This is a genomic window from Pseudonocardia sp. Ae150A_Ps1 (assembly GCF_001932315.1).
GTDB lineage: Bacteria > Actinomycetota > Actinomycetes > Mycobacteriales > Pseudonocardiaceae > Pseudonocardia.
On record NZ_MCIJ01000001.1, the window covers coordinates 2154746 to 2169082 of the forward strand.

General features: G+C 73.4%; 13 protein-coding genes. 3 read left to right on the plus strand and 10 right to left on the minus strand.

Translation table 11 applies throughout. The annotated features are described in order from the left end of the window. Positions 1-22: 22 nt before the first annotated feature. Together ilvN and Ae150APs1_RS09860 are read right to left on the minus strand one after the other, a co-directional pair. Positions 23-532 (minus strand): acetolactate synthase small subunit, encoded by a 510-nt coding sequence (gene ilvN, locus Ae150APs1_RS09855; RefSeq protein ID WP_010244179.1) that lies wholly within the window; start codon positions 530-532, stop codon positions 23-25. Next, positions 529-2469, minus strand: a complete 1941-nt coding sequence (locus Ae150APs1_RS09860; RefSeq protein ID WP_075297103.1) for an acetolactate synthase large subunit — start codon at positions 2467-2469, stop codon at positions 529-531. The genes ilvN and Ae150APs1_RS09860 overlap by 4 nt, the downstream gene beginning before the upstream one ends. 275 nt (positions 2470-2744) lie before the next feature. On the opposite strand from Ae150APs1_RS09860, the gene Ae150APs1_RS09865 reads away from it, so the two are divergent. After that, a complete protein-coding gene (locus Ae150APs1_RS09865) occupies positions 2745-3260 on the plus strand; it encodes a PH domain-containing protein (protein WP_139316857.1) in 516 nt (171 codons plus the stop codon). A gap of 7 nt (positions 3261-3267) precedes the next feature. Here the strand turns inward: Ae150APs1_RS09865 and Ae150APs1_RS09870 are convergent, their stop codons facing one another. After that, a complete protein-coding gene (locus tag Ae150APs1_RS09870) occupies positions 3268-4683 on the minus strand; it encodes a selenium-binding protein SBP56-related protein (RefSeq protein WP_075297107.1) in 1416 nt (471 codons plus the stop codon). A gap of 388 nt (positions 4684-5071) precedes the next feature. Here Ae150APs1_RS09870 and ilvD point away from each other — a divergent pair, with 388 nt between their 5' ends. Beyond that, the gene (gene ilvD / locus Ae150APs1_RS09875; protein WP_075297109.1) at positions 5072-6913 is read left to right on the plus strand and encodes a dihydroxy-acid dehydratase; all 1842 of its coding nucleotides are present in this window, start codon (positions 5072-5074) and stop codon (positions 6911-6913) included. Positions 6914-6927: 14 nt separating this feature from the next. Here the strand turns inward: ilvD and Ae150APs1_RS09880 are convergent, their stop codons facing one another. The 4 genes from Ae150APs1_RS09880 to Ae150APs1_RS09895 form a co-directional block, all read right to left on the minus strand. After that, on the minus strand, positions 6928-9549 hold the full coding sequence (locus Ae150APs1_RS09880; protein ID WP_075297111.1) for a PEP/pyruvate-binding domain-containing protein: 2622 nt from the start codon (positions 9547-9549) through the stop codon (positions 6928-6930). Positions 9550-9603: 54 nt separating this feature from the next. Continuing rightward, entirely contained in the window at positions 9604-10023 is a 420-nt protein-coding gene (locus tag Ae150APs1_RS09885; RefSeq protein WP_010229827.1) for a hypothetical protein, read from the minus strand. A gap of 17 nt (positions 10024-10040) precedes the next feature. After that, positions 10041-10391, minus strand: a complete 351-nt coding sequence (locus Ae150APs1_RS09890; protein ID WP_075297113.1) for a hypothetical protein — start codon at positions 10389-10391, stop codon at positions 10041-10043. 71 nt (positions 10392-10462) lie between these two features. After that, a complete protein-coding gene (locus tag Ae150APs1_RS09895) occupies positions 10463-10789 on the minus strand; it encodes a hypothetical protein (protein WP_010229821.1) in 327 nt (108 codons plus the stop codon). 556 nt (positions 10790-11345) lie between these two features. Between Ae150APs1_RS09895 and Ae150APs1_RS09900 the strand changes: the two genes are divergently transcribed. After that, a complete protein-coding gene (locus Ae150APs1_RS09900) occupies positions 11346-12329 on the plus strand; it encodes an aldo/keto reductase (RefSeq protein WP_075297117.1) in 984 nt (327 codons plus the stop codon). A 4-nt stretch (positions 12330-12333) separates the two neighbouring features. Here the strand turns inward: Ae150APs1_RS09900 and Ae150APs1_RS09905 are convergent, their stop codons facing one another. From Ae150APs1_RS09905 to Ae150APs1_RS09915, 3 genes are all read right to left on the minus strand, one after another. Then, positions 12334-12720 carry a VOC family protein gene (locus Ae150APs1_RS09905; protein ID WP_075297119.1) on the minus strand — a complete coding sequence of 129 codons (387 nt, stop codon included), beginning with the start codon at positions 12718-12720 and terminating at the stop codon, positions 12334-12336. A gap of 62 nt (positions 12721-12782) precedes the next feature. Continuing rightward, the gene (locus tag Ae150APs1_RS09910) at positions 12783-13712 is read right to left on the minus strand and encodes an aminoglycoside phosphotransferase family protein (protein WP_075297121.1); all 930 of its coding nucleotides are present in this window, start codon (positions 13710-13712) and stop codon (positions 12783-12785) included. Beyond that, positions 13709-14314 carry a DoxX family protein gene (locus Ae150APs1_RS09915; RefSeq protein ID WP_075297123.1) on the minus strand — a complete coding sequence of 202 codons (606 nt, stop codon included), beginning with the start codon at positions 14312-14314 and terminating at the stop codon, positions 13709-13711. The genes Ae150APs1_RS09910 and Ae150APs1_RS09915 overlap by 4 nt, the downstream gene beginning before the upstream one ends. Between the last annotated feature and the right edge of the window lie 23 nt (positions 14315-14337).

Sequence of the window (14337 nt, forward strand, 5' to 3'; positions counted from 1 at the left end):
GAGGTTGTGTAGCGACGTCTGTCTAACGGACGGCCGCGGCGGTGATGGAGCGGGGGCCGCGCCCGACCGCGACCATTCCCGACTTGACCATCTCGCGGATGCCGTAGGGCTCGAGCATCCGCAGCAGGGCGGCGAGCTTGTCGGCGGTGCCGGTGGCCTCGACCGTGACGGCCTCCGGGGAGACGTCGACGACCTTGGCCCGGAACAGCTGCACCGTCTCCAGGACCTGGCTGCGCACGGTGGCGTCGGCCCGGACCTTGACCAGCAACAGCTCGCGCTGGACCGAGGCACCCGGCTCCAGCTCGACGATCTTGATCACGTGCACGAGCTTGTTCAGCTGCTTGGTGACCTGCTCCATCGGGAGCTCGTCGACCTCGACGACGATCGTCATGCGGGAGACGTCGGGGTGCTCGGTCGGCCCGACCGCCAGCGAGTTGATGTTGAACCCGCGGCGGGAGAACAGGCCCGACACCCGGGCGAGGACACCCGGCTTGTCCTCGACCAGGACCGAGAGGGTGTGCAGCTCGCTCACTTGTCGCCCTCCAGGGCCTGCTCGGTCACGTCGGCGACCTCGTCGACCGAGGCGGCCAGGTCGTCGTTGTCGAACTCGGGCCGGATGTCGCGGGCGACCTTGATCTCGTCGTTGCTGGTGCCCGCGGCGACCATCGGCCAGACCTGCGCGTCGGCGCCGACGACGAACTCGACGACGACCGGCCGGTCGTTGATCTCCATGGCCTGCTTGATGACCCGGTCGACGTCCTCCTTCGACTCGACCCGCAGGCCCGCGCAGCCCATCGCCTCGGCCAGCATCGGGAAGTCCGGGATGCGGAGCTTGTGGGTCTTGAGGTCGGTGTTGGAGTACCGCTCGCCGTAGAACAGGTTCTGCCACTGGCGGACCATGCCGAGGTTGCCGTTGTTGATCACGGCGACCTTGATCGGGATGCCCTCGATCGCGCAGGTGGCGAGCTCCTGGTTGGTCATCTGGAAGCAGCCGTCGCCGTCGATGCACCAGACGACGGTCTCCGGCTCGCCGACCTTGGCGCCCATCGCGGCCGGGACGGCGTAGCCCATCGTCCCGAGCCCGCCGGAGTTCAGCCAGGTGCGCGGCTTCTCGTAGCGGACGAACTGGGCCGCCCACATCTGGTGCTGCCCGACACCGGCGGCGTAGATCGCGTCCGGACCGGCGATGGCGCCGATCCGCTCGATCACGTACTCCGGCGACAGCGAGCCGTCGGACGGCTCGGTCCAGCCCAGCGGGTACCGGTCGCGCAGCCCGCCGACCTGCTTCCACCAGCCCGACAGGTCCGGCTCGCCGTGCTCGGCGCGGTCGGCCCGGACCGCGTCGATCAGCTCGGCGAGGACCTCCTTGCAGTCCCCCACGATCGGCACGTCGGCGCGCCGGTTCTTGGAGATCTCGGCCGGGTCGATGTCGGCGTGGACGACCTTCGCGTCCGGGGCGAAGCTCTCCAGCTTGCCGGTGACGCGGTCGTCGAACCGCGACCCGAGCGCGACCAGCAGGTCGGAGCGCTGCATGGCGGCCACCGCCGCGACCGTGCCGTGCATGCCCGGCATGCCCAGGTGCTGCGGGTGGCTGTCCGGGAAGACCCCGCGCGCCATCAGCGTGGTGACGACGGGCGCCCCGGTCAGCTCGGCCAGCTCGCGCAGCTCCTCCGCGGCCTCGGCCTTGAGGACGCCGCCGCCGACGTAGAGCACCGGCTTGCGGGACTCGCGGATCAGCCGCGCGGCCTCGCGGATCTGCTTGCCGTGCGGCCGGGTCGTCGGCCGGTAGCCGGGCAGCTGCAGCTCCGGGGGCCAGGAGAACGTGGTCTGCTCCTGCAGCACGTCCTTCGGGATGTCCACCAGGACCGGGCCGGGCCGGCCGGTGGACGCCAGGTGGAAGGCCTCGGCGATCGCGCGCGGGATCTCCGTCGCCTCGGTCACCAGCATGTTGTGCTTGGTCACCGGCAGGGTGATGCCGGTGATGTCGGCCTCCTGGAAGGCGTCGGTGCCGATCAGCCCCCGGGTCTGCTGACCCGTGATGGCCACCAGCGGCACCGAGTCCATGTGGGCGTCGGCGATCGGGGTGACCAGGTTGGTGGCTCCCGGACCGGACGTCGCCATGCAGACCCCGACCTTGCCGGTGGCCTGCGCGTACCCGGTGGCGGCGTGCCCGGCGCCCTGCTCGTGCCGGACGAGGATGTGCCGCACCTTCGTCGAGTCCAGCAGCGGGTCGTACGCCGGCAGGATCGTCCCGCCGGGCAGTCCGAAGACCACCTCGCAGCCGATCTCCTCGAGCGAGCGCACCAGGGACTGCGCCCCGGTCATGGGCTCGTCGACGACGTGCGGGCCGGGCACCGTGGTGTCCGGGACGCCGCTGCGGGACGACTCGGTCCGCGGCGCCGTGGACCGACCGGGCGGCGGACCCGGCTTCGGGCCGGCGGAGCCGGACTTCGAGGGGGCGGTGGTCATCGGGGTCTGCCTCGCTGGAGATCGTGTCGATCAGATGCCGGACATGAAACCGTGCTGGACATGAAAAAACCCCCGCCGCCCGGTGCTCTGGGCTGGTGCGAGGGTGAGCGCGTCGTCGTTCGAGTAGGTCGAACTCAGGCGGCGACGCGCCCGGGAAGTACGAGAATTCGAACGGCGAACATGCCGACGACGCTAACACGCGTCCCACGCGCGGAGTCAATCGGCCGCACCCCTTCCGGTGGGGATCGTCCGTCCGGCGGTGTCACACTGGGGTCGTGAGCAGCACCGATGATCGCGAGGCCGGCACGACCGCCCAGGCGGAGGACCTCGCTCCTGTCGCCACCGGTTCCCAGGATGTGGACGGCGCGGTCGTGCCGACACCGAAGGTCCGGGCCGAGGGGCACCAGGTCCGCGAGGGCGCGCGGGCGCTGGTCTTCACGCCGTCCCGGCTGACGATCTTCGTCGTCCTGGTGACCGTGGTCGGCGCGCTCCCGCTGCTGTTCAGCGTCCCGTACTTCTGGCTGGCACTGCTCGTGCCCATCGCGATCATCGGCCGCGTGCTGTGGGTGCGGACGACGGTCGATCCCGACTCGCTGCGGGTGCGGAGCCTCCGGGGCTCGCGCACCGTGCGGTGGGACGACGTGCGCGGGCTGAGCCTGGCGCGGCGCTCCTCGGTGACCGCTCTGCTCGCCGACGACACCGAGCTCGTCCTGCCGTCGGTGCACGTCCGCGACCTGCCGGCGCTGGCACTGGCCAGCGGCGGCCGGATCACCGACCCCGTCGGGGACTGACGCCCGCTCAGCTGCGGTGGCAGTACGAGTCGGACGACGCGTCCCCGCCCTGCAGCCGGACCTGGTGCACCCGCAGGCCGCGGAACTCGTCGCCGTGCGGGAAGAAGGCGGTGTCGACGGACAGCCCGCCGGCCGGGCCGGCGTCCAGCTTGGCCATCCAGGCGCCGACCCCGTCGGGGTAGAACTGGTCGTCCAGCGCGCCGTAGAGCGAGTTCGTGAAGTAGACCCGCCGCCCGTCCCGGCTGACCTCCACCATCTGCGGGCCCCCGGCCAGCGGCAGCTCCGGACGGGCCGGGTGCGGGGTGCGTTCCACGATCCCGCCGAGGCGCACCGATCCGGTCTCGCGCGGGTGCGCGGGGTCGGACACGTCGAGCTGCTTCAGCTCCCCGGTGCCCCAGCAGGACACGTACAGGAAGCGGTCGTCGACCGAGAGGTCGATATCGGTCACGATCGGCGGCACGGCGCCGAACGGCTGCAACGCGGGCGGCAGCTGCTCCGTGGCCGCCGGCTCGGCGGGGATCGTGATGACCTTCTCCGCCTTCCACTCCCCCGCGGCCTCGTCGAGGTACCAGCGCCACACCGAGCCGGACAGGTCCTCGGTGGAGATCACCACACCGACGAAGCCCCAGGTCGCCTCCGGATCGTGCGACGGCCGGACCTCCAGGGCCATCTGGTGCCGGGCCCCCAGGTCGACGCGCTGGAGGTGCCGGCCCTCGGCCAGGTCCCAGAAGTGGATCGCGTGCCCGTAGGCGTTGCTCAGCAGCAGCTCCGGCTGCAGCCCGTCCTCGATCATCGACGGGCTCCCCCACTCGCTGGAAATCAGCACGTTGCGGTTGAGGTGCCACCAGGCGTCGTAGTGGAAGTGCTGCGGGCCGCGGTCGGTCTCCCACGCACGCAGCACCTCGAACGTGTCGTGGTCGAGCAGCGCGATGCCGCCCGGGCCGTCGTCGTCGCCCTCGGCACCGCCCAGGCACGTCATGAAGACGCCGTCCGGACCGCAGTGCAGGGTGTGCGGACGGGAGTACCCGGCCCGCTCGGACAGCTCCTTCGCGCCGACCGTGCGCACCAGCCGCGGCGCCCGCGGGTCCGGCTCGGTGTCCAGGACGTGGACGTCCGACGACCGCAGGCCCGGCACCAGCAGGTAACGGCGGGCGAGCCCGTCCGTCCCGTGGCCCTCGTGCGCCAGCGCGCTGGAGCAGGCGTTCCACCCGAAGTGGTGCAGCTCCCCGCCGCCGGGCACCGGCGTCCAGCCGACCACCCGCCCGTAGCTCGACGAGCCGGGGGCGACGTCGACGACGACCATCGCGTCGTCGCGCTGCCCGGACCGGTCGAACGCGGCCACGTAGGCGAGCTGCTCGGGCGGTGCGGCAGCGGCCTCGGCCGCCGAGCGGTAGAAGGTCGGGTCCGTGGTCGGAGTGCTCATCGGAGGGTCCTCGCTGTTCGACGGTGAACGGTGCGCGGCGACTCCCCGGATCGCCCGGCGGCGACGACCGGGCACTCCTGGATAGCCCTGGTGGCGTGGCGGTCGCAATCGACCGGGCGGGGCTGCCGGGCCGGGCGTTCGGCGGAGCGGGCACCACCCGTCGCCCAGGTCACCCGTGCCACCGGGACGCGGCCACGGAGCGTACGGTTGGGCGCGACCGGCACGCGACGAGCCGCCCGGGCGCCGACCCGCCCCGCGCCGCCGCGCACCGGCCCGGGGCCGGCCGCCCACCACCACCGCGACGCGCCCACCCGGACCGTGCAGCACGCATCCGTCCCGGTGCCCGCCGCCCGGGCGCCGTACCGACCGAGCCTGGAGAACAGAGCCGATGCCCGCCCTGCGTTCCCGCGTCACCACCCACGGCCGCAACGCCGCCGGAGCGCGTTCGCTCTGGCGCGCCACCGGCATGGGGGACGACGACTTCGGCAAGCCGATCGTCGCGATCGCCAACTCCTACACCCAGTTCGTGCCCGGTCACGTGCACCTCAAGGACATGGGTGACCTCGTCGCGGGTGCGGTCAAGGAGGCCGGCGGCATCGCGCGGGAGTTCAACACGATCGCCGTCGACGACGGCATCGCCATGGGCCACGGCGGGATGCTCTACTCGCTGCCCTCGCGCGAGCTGATCGCCGACGCCGTCGAGTACATGGTCAACGGGCACGCCGCCGACGCGCTGGTCTGCATCTCCAACTGCGACAAGATCACCCCGGGGATGCTGAACGCCGCGATGCGGCTCAACATCCCGACCGTGTTCGTCTCCGGCGGTCCGATGGAGGCCGGGAAGGCGGTCGTCGTCGGCGGGGTCGCGCAGGCGCCCACCGACCTGATCACCGCGATCTCGGCGTCGGCGTCGTCCGAGGTGGACGACGCCGGCCTGTCCGAGGTGGAGCGGTCGGCCTGCCCGACCTGCGGCTCCTGCTCGGGGATGTTCACCGCGAACTCGATGAACTGCCTCACCGAGGCGCTCGGGCTGTCGCTGCCGGGCAACGGCTCCACGCTGGCCACGCACGCCGCCCGCCGCGAGCTGTTCCTGAACGCCGGCCGGACCGTGATGGACCTGGCGACCCGCTGGTACCGCGACGACGACGCGACGGCCCTGCCGCGCAACATCGCGACCCGCGAGGCGTTCGAGAACGCGATGGCGCTCGACGTCGCCATGGGCGGTTCGACCAACACCGTGCTGCACATCCTCGCCGCGGCGCAGGAGGGCGAGATCGAGTTCACGCTCGCCGACATCGACGCGATCTCCCGCCGGGTGCCGTGCCTGAGCAAGGTGGCGCCGAACTCGGACTACCACATGGAGGACGTCCACCGGGCCGGCGGCATCCCCGCGCTGCTGGGCGAGCTGTGGCGGGCCGGGCTGCTGAACGAGGACGTGCACACCGCGCACTCGCCGTCGCTGCAGCAGTGGTTGACCGAGTGGGACGTCCGTTCCGGCTCGCCGTCGGAGACGGCCGTCGAGCTGTACCACGCCGCGCCGGGCGGGGTCCGGACCAACGAGGCGTTCTCGACCGAGAACCGCTGGTCGTCGCTGGACACCGACGCCGCGGGCGGGTGCATCCGGGACTTCGAGCATGCCTACACCCCGGACGGAGGTCTCGCCGTGCTGCGCGGGAACCTCTCCGAGGACGGCGCGGTCATCAAGACCGCGGGCATCCCGGAGGACATCTGGCAGTTCGAGGGCCCCGCCGTGGTCCTGGAGAGCCAGGAGGAGGCCGTCTCGGCGATCCTGAAGAAGGAGATCAAGGCCGGGGACGTGCTGGTCATCCGCTACGAGGGCCCCTCGGGCGGCCCGGGCATGCAGGAGATGCTGCACCCGACCGCGTTCCTCAAGGGCGCCGGTCTCGGGAAGACCTGCGCGCTGATCACCGACGGCCGGTTCTCCGGCGGGTCGTCCGGCATCTCGGTCGGGCACGTCTCCCCCGAGGCCGCGGCCGGCGGGACGATCGGCCTGGTGGAGAACGGCGACCGGGTCCGGCTGGACGTCCGCGCCCGCTCGCTGGAGCTGCTCGTCGACCCGGAGGTGCTGGCCGACCGGCGCGGCAAGATGGAGTCGAGCGAGCGGCCGTGGCAGCCGAAGGACCGGCAGCGTCCGGTGAGCCGGGCCCTGCGGGCCTACGCCCACCTGGCGACGAGCGCCGACACCGGCGCCGTCCGCCGCGTCCCCTGACCCGCCGGTCCTGATCACGGCGCGGCCGCGAGGCGCACCTCGCCGGCCGCGCCGTCGACCGTCACCGTCGCCCCGGTGCCGATCCGCTCCGTCGCACCGGCCACGCCGACGACGGCCGGGATCCCGTACTCCCTGGCGACGACGGCACCGTGCGAGTTCGAGCCGCCCATCTCCATCACCAGCCCGCCCGCGGTGAGGAACAGCGGCGTCCAGCCGGGATCCGTCGACGGGCAGACGAGGATCTCGCCGGGTTCCAGGTGCGCGCCGACCGGGTCGAGCACGACCCGCGCGGGCCCGGTCGCGGTCCCCGCCGAGGCCGCCGACCCGAGCAGCGTGCCCGGGGCACCGGTGCCAGTGGCGGCGAGCGTCTCGGGCTCGGTGCCGTCGGAGAGCAGGACCCGCGGGACGTGCCGTCGCGCCCGCTCCCGTTCCCGCCCGGCCCGGCGGGTCACGACCAGCGCGCGGAGGTCACCGGGCACGACGGCACCGTCGCCGTCTCTGTCTCTGTCTCTGTCGCCGTCCAGGACCGAGCGGATCTCGGCGAGCTGCAGGTCGAACACGTCGTCCGGTCCGTCCAGCAGGTCGCGCGCCGTCAGCTCGGCGCCGACGGCGGTAAGATCGGCCCGGGCGACGGCGAGCATCCGCACAAGCAGGTCCTTGTGCTCCTCGCGCAGACCGGCCAGGCGCCGCGTCCGTCCGAGCGCGAACCGCACGGCCACGGCCCGGACCGCGGACCGCCGCCGCACCCGGGCGAAGCGGACGTCCGGCGCGGCGTCCGGATCGTCGGTGCGCAGGTAGTTGGCGAGCACCCCGAGCAGGTACGACGGGTCGTCGGACCAGCGGGGCGCCCCCAGGTCGATCTCGGCGACGGCCCGGTGCCCGTGCTCGGCGAGGAAGCCGTCCAGCTCGGCGGTCAGTAGCGGCGGCAGCACCCGCCGCCGGTGCCGGTCGGAGAGCTCCGCGGGCCCGGTGCCGAGCAGCAGGGCGACCGACGCCGGCTCGGTCCGCACCCGCGTCGCGACCGCCCACAGCTCCAGGTCCATCGCGGTCGTGCAGTTGTGCGGCAACGAGCGCAGCACCTCGTGGACGGCGGCGGGGTCCAGGTCCGGCCCGGCCAGGACCCGTGCCGCGCCGAGTGCGACGAACCCGGCGCCGGCGACCGGCACCACGGTCGGGAGCACCGCGAACACCTCGCCCAGCGTGCGGACGGCGTGGTCCAGCCGCTCCCGCCCGTCCGCACCCGGCCGGCACGCCGGGTGGGCCCGGATCCGGCGCCCGGCGCGGCCGACGTGCCGCAGCCCCGCCGCAGGGCTGACCAGCGCGCCCGCGACCCGGAACGGCACCCGGAGGTGGAGCAGGGTCCGCGTCAGCCGGACGAGGAATGGCCGCCACGACCGCGTGCGCACCGACAGTTCCGGCCGGTCGGACAGTCCGCGCAGGACGACCGCGGAACGGGCCTCCATGACGTCCAGCACGGCCGGGAAGATCCGCCGCCCGGGCGCGCTGCGGAGCGCGGGCGTGATGTCGACGAACAGCCGCCCGCCGGCCTCGCCGAGCGCGGGCGGTCCCGCGGCCGGGTCGGCGACCGGGACCCCGAAGAGCCCCTCGGACGCCCGGGAACCGATCACCCGGAACGCCGAGATCCCGGCCGCCGTCAGCGGGCCGGTCAGCCCCTGCGCGAGGCTCACGCAGACGTGCACCCGGAGACCCGGGCCGGCCGGCGGGGGCAGCGGGTGGAGCGTCGTGATCGGGCGGGACTGGGTGGTCCAGAGCGTGCCGCCGGTGTCGAGCGCCCACTCGATGTCCTGCGGGGCACCGAAGTGCGCCTCGATCCGCCTGCCGAGCGCCACGAGCTCCGCGATCGACGCCGGGGCCAGGCAGTGCTCCGGGTCCGCACCGGACGTGACCCGTGTGACGCCGCCCCCGGCGACCGCCCGCACCGCCACCGTCTTGTCCCCCGGCCGGTATCCGGAGACCGTCCCGTCGCCCTCGACGACGACGTGGTCCGGGTTCACCGCCCCGGAGACGACGGCCTCGCCGAGCCCCGGTGCCGCGTCGATCACGGTCCGGGTCCGCCGCCCGCTGACCGGGTCCGCGGTGAACAGCACGCCCGCCACCGCGGCATCGACCATCCGCTGGACGACGACGGCCAGCGCGACGCCGTCGTCCCCGATCCCGTTGCGTGCGCGGTACTCCACCGCCCGGTCGGTCCAGAGCGAGGCCCAGCACCGCCGGACCGCGTCCAGCAGGGCGGCCTCGCCGACGACGTTGAGGTAGGTGTCCTGCTGCCCCGCGAAGCTCGCGGTGGGCAGGTCCTCGGCGGTGGCCGAGGACCGGACGGCGACCGGGACGTCCGGGCCCAGCGCCCGGTAGGCGGCGCGCACGGCACCGGCGACGTCGTCGGGCACCGGGGCGGCGAGCAACGCCTCACGGGCCGCGCGGGGGTCGGCGGCGAGACCGGGCCGCGCCTGCGCCGCGCCCCGGCGGTAGGCGTCGGTGCGGATGCAGAACCCCTCCGGGACGCGGAAGCCGCCGCGGAGCAGCTCGCCGAGGTTCGCCGCCTTCCCGCCGACGTCGGCGTGCTCACTCCGGCCGATCCGGTCCAGGTCGACGACGACCGCGGCGGCGATGCCCATGCACCACGTTACTGCGGATGCGCCTCCCGGACCCACGACGTGGGGAGGCGCAGGCTAGAGCTCGTCGTGCCGGGGAGGGTTCACGACGAACCCGCTCACCCCCGTGACGATCACATCAGGCTGGTCGTCCTGCACCTGCCACGTCTGGACGACGTAGTCGGCCTGGGCGTTCGTCCCCCCGCACAGGAGGTCGAGCTCGTCACCGGTCCTGGTGTCCCGCAGGAACGCGTTGAACAGCAGCTCCGTCCGCGGAGGGAACCGCACGTACAGCGTGCGCCCGTCGGGCGCGATCCGGTAGATGATCGACGACTCGCCGGGCGGGTCTGCCGCCTGGCCCGGTGCCGGGTCGGCCCCGACGGTCTCGTTGCACGTCGGCACCGTCGCGTGTGCAGGTGCAGGTGGGACGAGGACGAGTGACGCGGTGGCCGCGACGGCGACCCCGGCGAGCGCCAGTACCCGCTGGATCCTGTTCATTCTCTTCTCCTCCGTGTTCAGAGTTCCCGGACCGCGAACGGACCGACGTCGCGCACCACGAGATCGGGCTGGTCCGCCCGCACCCGCCAGACGACGAAGGCCGCGGAGTCGAGCAGGTTCGTCGCGACGCAACGACGGGTCCTGAGCGCCCCGGTCCGCCGGTCCTGGTAGATCGCGGAGACCGTCACCTCGGACCGGGACGGGACCCGGACCTCGAACGACCGCCCGTCCGGCGCGATCCCGTAGGGGAGATCCGGCCCCGGTGGCCAGGGCTGCTCGTTGCCGACGGAGTCGGCGTACGGCAGGCATTCCCCACCCGACGCGTAGGCCGGCGCCGGGTACGCGAGACCGACCACCGTCGACAGCACGACGGCTGCCAGGGCACCGACGACCCCGCACCTGCGGGACGACCTGGGGGGTGGGGACAGGGTCGGGCCGCTCACCGGGCCGCGAGGACGAGCTCGATCTGCTGCGGAGCCGCATAGACCTGGCTGCTGCTGTCGTCGGACCAGTAGCCGCCGTCGACGCTGATCTCCGCCTTCACGACGTAGTCACCCGCGTAGTAGACAGGCAGCGTGACAGGGGGACCGATCACCGATGTACCGGACGTGGAGAAGGTGACGGTCTTCCCGTTGCCGACCGTGTTCCCGTCGCGCATCAGAATGATGGATGCCGTGATCGTCGCGGGATACTTGTTGTAGTACCACGCGCCACCCCAGTAGTACTCGAGACTGGAGACGTCGGGGACGACCGTGATCTCCCCCATTTTCCGGTCAGGGTTCGGAGAACTCGGCCGGTAGGTCGCACAGATCTCCGTCTGTCCCCACTGCCAGTGGTCCTGTGAGTACGTCTCCGACTGTTGGCAGTGCTCGTCCGCGGCGTAGGAGGAAGGTGCCACGGCGACGGCGACCGCCCCGCTGGTGGCGAGGCACAGCACAGAGAGCAGCAGAGAACGAATTCTCATATCTCGACCTTCTTCGCAGAAACGGGCCGGAGCCCGAAAAGGTGGCGCGGGATCGCACGGCGGCACGCCCCGGCGAGGAATTCCGGGGGGCCGTGCAGATAGAACGCTAGCCGGTCACTCGTCCGGTCGACAAGACGCCGATGCGGAACCGGGTCGGCGAGTTCGGGACGTCGACGCACCTCCGGCCCGCCGTCATTCCGACCGATGGAAAGGTGACCACCTGAGCAGCCGACGATTCATGGACTCCGGTGCTCATCATCCGATCGACCTCGTCCCGCGCGGGAACCGGACGAGGCCACCCCGATCCGCGAAGCGCACCGGTCGGCGGCACGCCCCCGGCAGGGCTAGGTTGATTCGCATGGCTATCGGAACGCGCAGGCTGGGCGACCTGACCGTGTCGGCGCAGGGGCTCGGCTGCATGGGCATGTCGCAGAGCTACGGGGCCGGGGACGAGTCGGAGTCGATCGCGACGATCCACCGCGCCCTCGATCTCGGGGTCACGCTGCTGGACACCGCGAACGTCTACGGCGACGGCGCCAACGAGGAGCTCGTCGGCCGGGCGATCGCCGACCGGCGGGACCGGGTGGTGCTGGCGACGAAGTTCGGGATCGTCCGCGACGCCGACGGCAACCAGGCCGCGAACGGTGACCCCGCGTACGTCCGGCGGTGCGTCGAGGAGTCCCTGCGCCGCCTGGGCCTCGACCACATCGACCTCTACTACCAGCACCGGGTCGACCCGGACACGCCGATCGAGGAGACCGTCGGGGCGCTGAAGGAGCTCGTCGACGCCGGCACGATCCGGCACTACGGCCTCTCCGAGTGCGGCGCCGACACCGTGCGCCGCGCGCACGCCGTGCACCCGCCGGCGGCCGTGCAGTCGGAGTGGTCGCTGTGGACCCGCGGCATCGAGGAGTCCGTCGCGCCCGCCTGTGCCGAGCTGGGCATCGGCGTCGTGCCGTTCTCCCCGCTCGGCCGCGGCTTCCTCACCGGCGCGATCACCTCCACCGGGCAGTTCGGCGAGAACGACATGCGCCGCGGCCTGCCCCGCTTCTCCGAGGACAACCTCGCGGCCAACCTCGCGATCGTCGAGGCGCTGCGGACCATCGCGGAGCGCCGCGGCGTGACCCCCGGCCAGCTCGCGCTGGCGTGGGTGCAGGGCCGGGGCGAGCACGTCGTCCCGATCCCCGGCACGAAGCGGCGGACCTACCTGGAGCAGAACGTCGCAGCGGCGGAGCTGGAGCTCACCGCCGACGAGCTCGCCGGGATCGAGGCAGCCGCGCCTGCGTCCGCGGTCGCCGGTGAGCGCTACCCGGAGCACCTGCAGCGCAACGTCGGCCGCTGACCAATCACGACGCCTCGACGATCTCCAGGCCGTTGCCGTCCCGGTCACGGAACACGAACATCGGCGGCACTCCCGGCCAGGTGAGCAGCTCGTCGACGTCCACGCCCTCCGCCGTGAACCGGGCGTGCAGCGCGGCCGCGTCGGGGGTCGTGAACCGGATACCGACCTCCCGCCCCGCCGGGTCGTTCTCGTCGGCGCGCACCAGGGCGACGGTGACCGGCGAGCCCGCCGGCGCCAGCTCGGTCCAGCGGGACCCGAGCTCGTCGATGTGCACGTCGGCGCGTACCTCGAAGCCGAGGACGTCCCGGTAGAACGCGGTCGCCGCGTCCTGGTCGGTCACCGGAACACCGATGGTGTGGATCCCGGTGACGGTGGCACGTGGATCGGTCATGGCCGCACTCCCTGCGTTCGGAACGGATGCGTCACCGTGATGACCGCCCGGGACGGCGGAACTCAGCGGCGGGCGGCGGCGAGCAGGTCGCCGAGCTCGTCCAGCGCGGCTCCCGCGACGCGGGCCATCGACGCGACCCGGTCCGGGCCCTGGTGGTCGGCGGCGAACGGCAGGTACTGGACGTGCGCCTGCACCCGTGCCCACGCCTCCTCGACGGCGATCATCGCCGGCGGGTCCGCCGCCCCGAGCGCGTCGTGCAGGGTCTCCCGGTACGACGCCGGGACGGGTGCGCCCGGCGCGTCCGCCGGGCCGTCCGGAGGGGGCGCGGCCAGGACCACGACGTCCAGCGACCCGGGTGCGACGCGGGCGTTCCCCCAGTCCAGCAGCACCGCCCCGTCGGGTCCGATGTGGATGTTCCCGCGGTGCGCGTCGCCGTGGCACAGCGTGCGGGGCAGCGCGGCGAGCGCGGTGGCGACCCAGTCGTCGGCCGCCCACGAGCGCACGGCGGCGTCGGCCTCGGCGTAGGCGGCACCGTCCGTCCCGGCGCGGGCCGCGGCCGCCTGCAGCCCCACCGAGGCCAGCCCGCACAGCCGTCCCCACCAGGTCCGGTCGACCACCGGTACACCGCGCGGGCGGTTCCGCCGCCAGTGCGCGTGCACCAGCGCGAGCGAGCGCCAGGCGTCGTCGGGGACCGGGGTCCCGGCCGGGAGCGGAGCACCGGGCTCGTGCGCGAGGACCAGCCAGCCGTCGCCGTGGGCGAGCATCCGCGGCACCCGTACCGGGCCGTTCACGACCGCGGCCGCGCGCAGGGCGGCCACCTCGTCCGGGCCGGCCGCCTTGAGGACGACCGACGAGCCGTCGTCGAGATCCACACGCTCGACGGCCGCGGAGCCGTACCCACCGGTCAGCGGCTCCCGGCCGGTGATCCGCGGCTCGCGGCGCAGCCGCTTCGCGAGCGGGCGCAGCCAGACGTCGTCGGGCGGGGCCGTCACCGGCGGAGCACGAACAGCACGAGCAGGGCCACGCCGGCGCCGACGACCAGCGACAGCACCGACCACGGCAGCGGCCTGCGCTGGTAGGTGCGGCCGGCGTCGAGCGCGATGCGGCCCGCCCCGCAGAACAGCAGCGCCGCGGCACCGCCGCCGAGCAGCAGGTGCACCTCGAGCGAGTTCGGGCCGTCCGCGGCGAACAGCGGCACCGTCGGCCCGGCGGGACCGATCGCCAGCACGACCGCGACCGCCTTCATGGCGAGCAGCCCCGACGCCGCGAACGGGGTCAGCAGCCCGATCACCAGCAGCACGCCGAGCACGAGCTGCCCGACCCCGAGCACCCAGGCCAGCGGCGAGGAGAACGCGACGAACCCGAGCTCGGCGAGCGCGGCGTCGGTGCCGGTGGGCCCGAGCCCGCCGAGCACGCCGAACACCTTCTGCGCGCCGTGCGCGGCGAAGATCCCGCCGACGACGACCCGCAGGATCAGCAGCCCGATGTCCGACGAGACGTGCGCGGGCACAGGCATCCGCTCCGGACGCGTCCGCTCGGGCGGTTCGTCGCCGGAGATGCTGCCCCAGTCGTACTGCTGCGTGGGCCCGCTCATGCCGGAAGCCTACCGGCGCTGCC

Coding starts and splice junctions, on each gene's coding strand:
- Ae150APs1_RS09860 (WP_075297103.1), bottom strand. CDS start 2,469: ATGACCACCGCCCCCTCGAAGTCCGGCTCCGCCGGCCCGAAGCCGGGT.
- Ae150APs1_RS09870 (WP_075297107.1), bottom strand. CDS start 4,683: ATGAGCACTCCGACCACGGACCCGACCTTCTACCGCTCGGCGGCCGAG.
- ilvD (WP_075297109.1), top strand. CDS start 5,072: ATGCCCGCCCTGCGTTCCCGCGTCACCACCCACGGCCGCAACGCCGCC.
- Ae150APs1_RS09880 (WP_075297111.1), bottom strand. CDS start 9,549: ATGGGCATCGCCGCCGCGGTCGTCGTCGACCTGGACCGGATCGGCCGG.
- Ae150APs1_RS09885 (WP_010229827.1), bottom strand. CDS start 10,023: ATGAACAGGATCCAGCGGGTACTGGCGCTCGCCGGGGTCGCCGTCGCG.
- Ae150APs1_RS09895 (WP_010229821.1), bottom strand. CDS start 10,789: ATGGGGGAGATCACGGTCGTCCCCGACGTCTCCAGTCTCGAGTACTAC.
- Ae150APs1_RS09900 (WP_075297117.1), top strand. CDS start 11,346: ATGGCTATCGGAACGCGCAGGCTGGGCGACCTGACCGTGTCGGCGCAG.
- Ae150APs1_RS09905 (WP_075297119.1), bottom strand. CDS start 12,720: ATGACCGATCCACGTGCCACCGTCACCGGGATCCACACCATCGGTGTT.
- Ae150APs1_RS09915 (WP_075297123.1), bottom strand. CDS start 14,314: ATGAGCGGGCCCACGCAGCAGTACGACTGGGGCAGCATCTCCGGCGAC.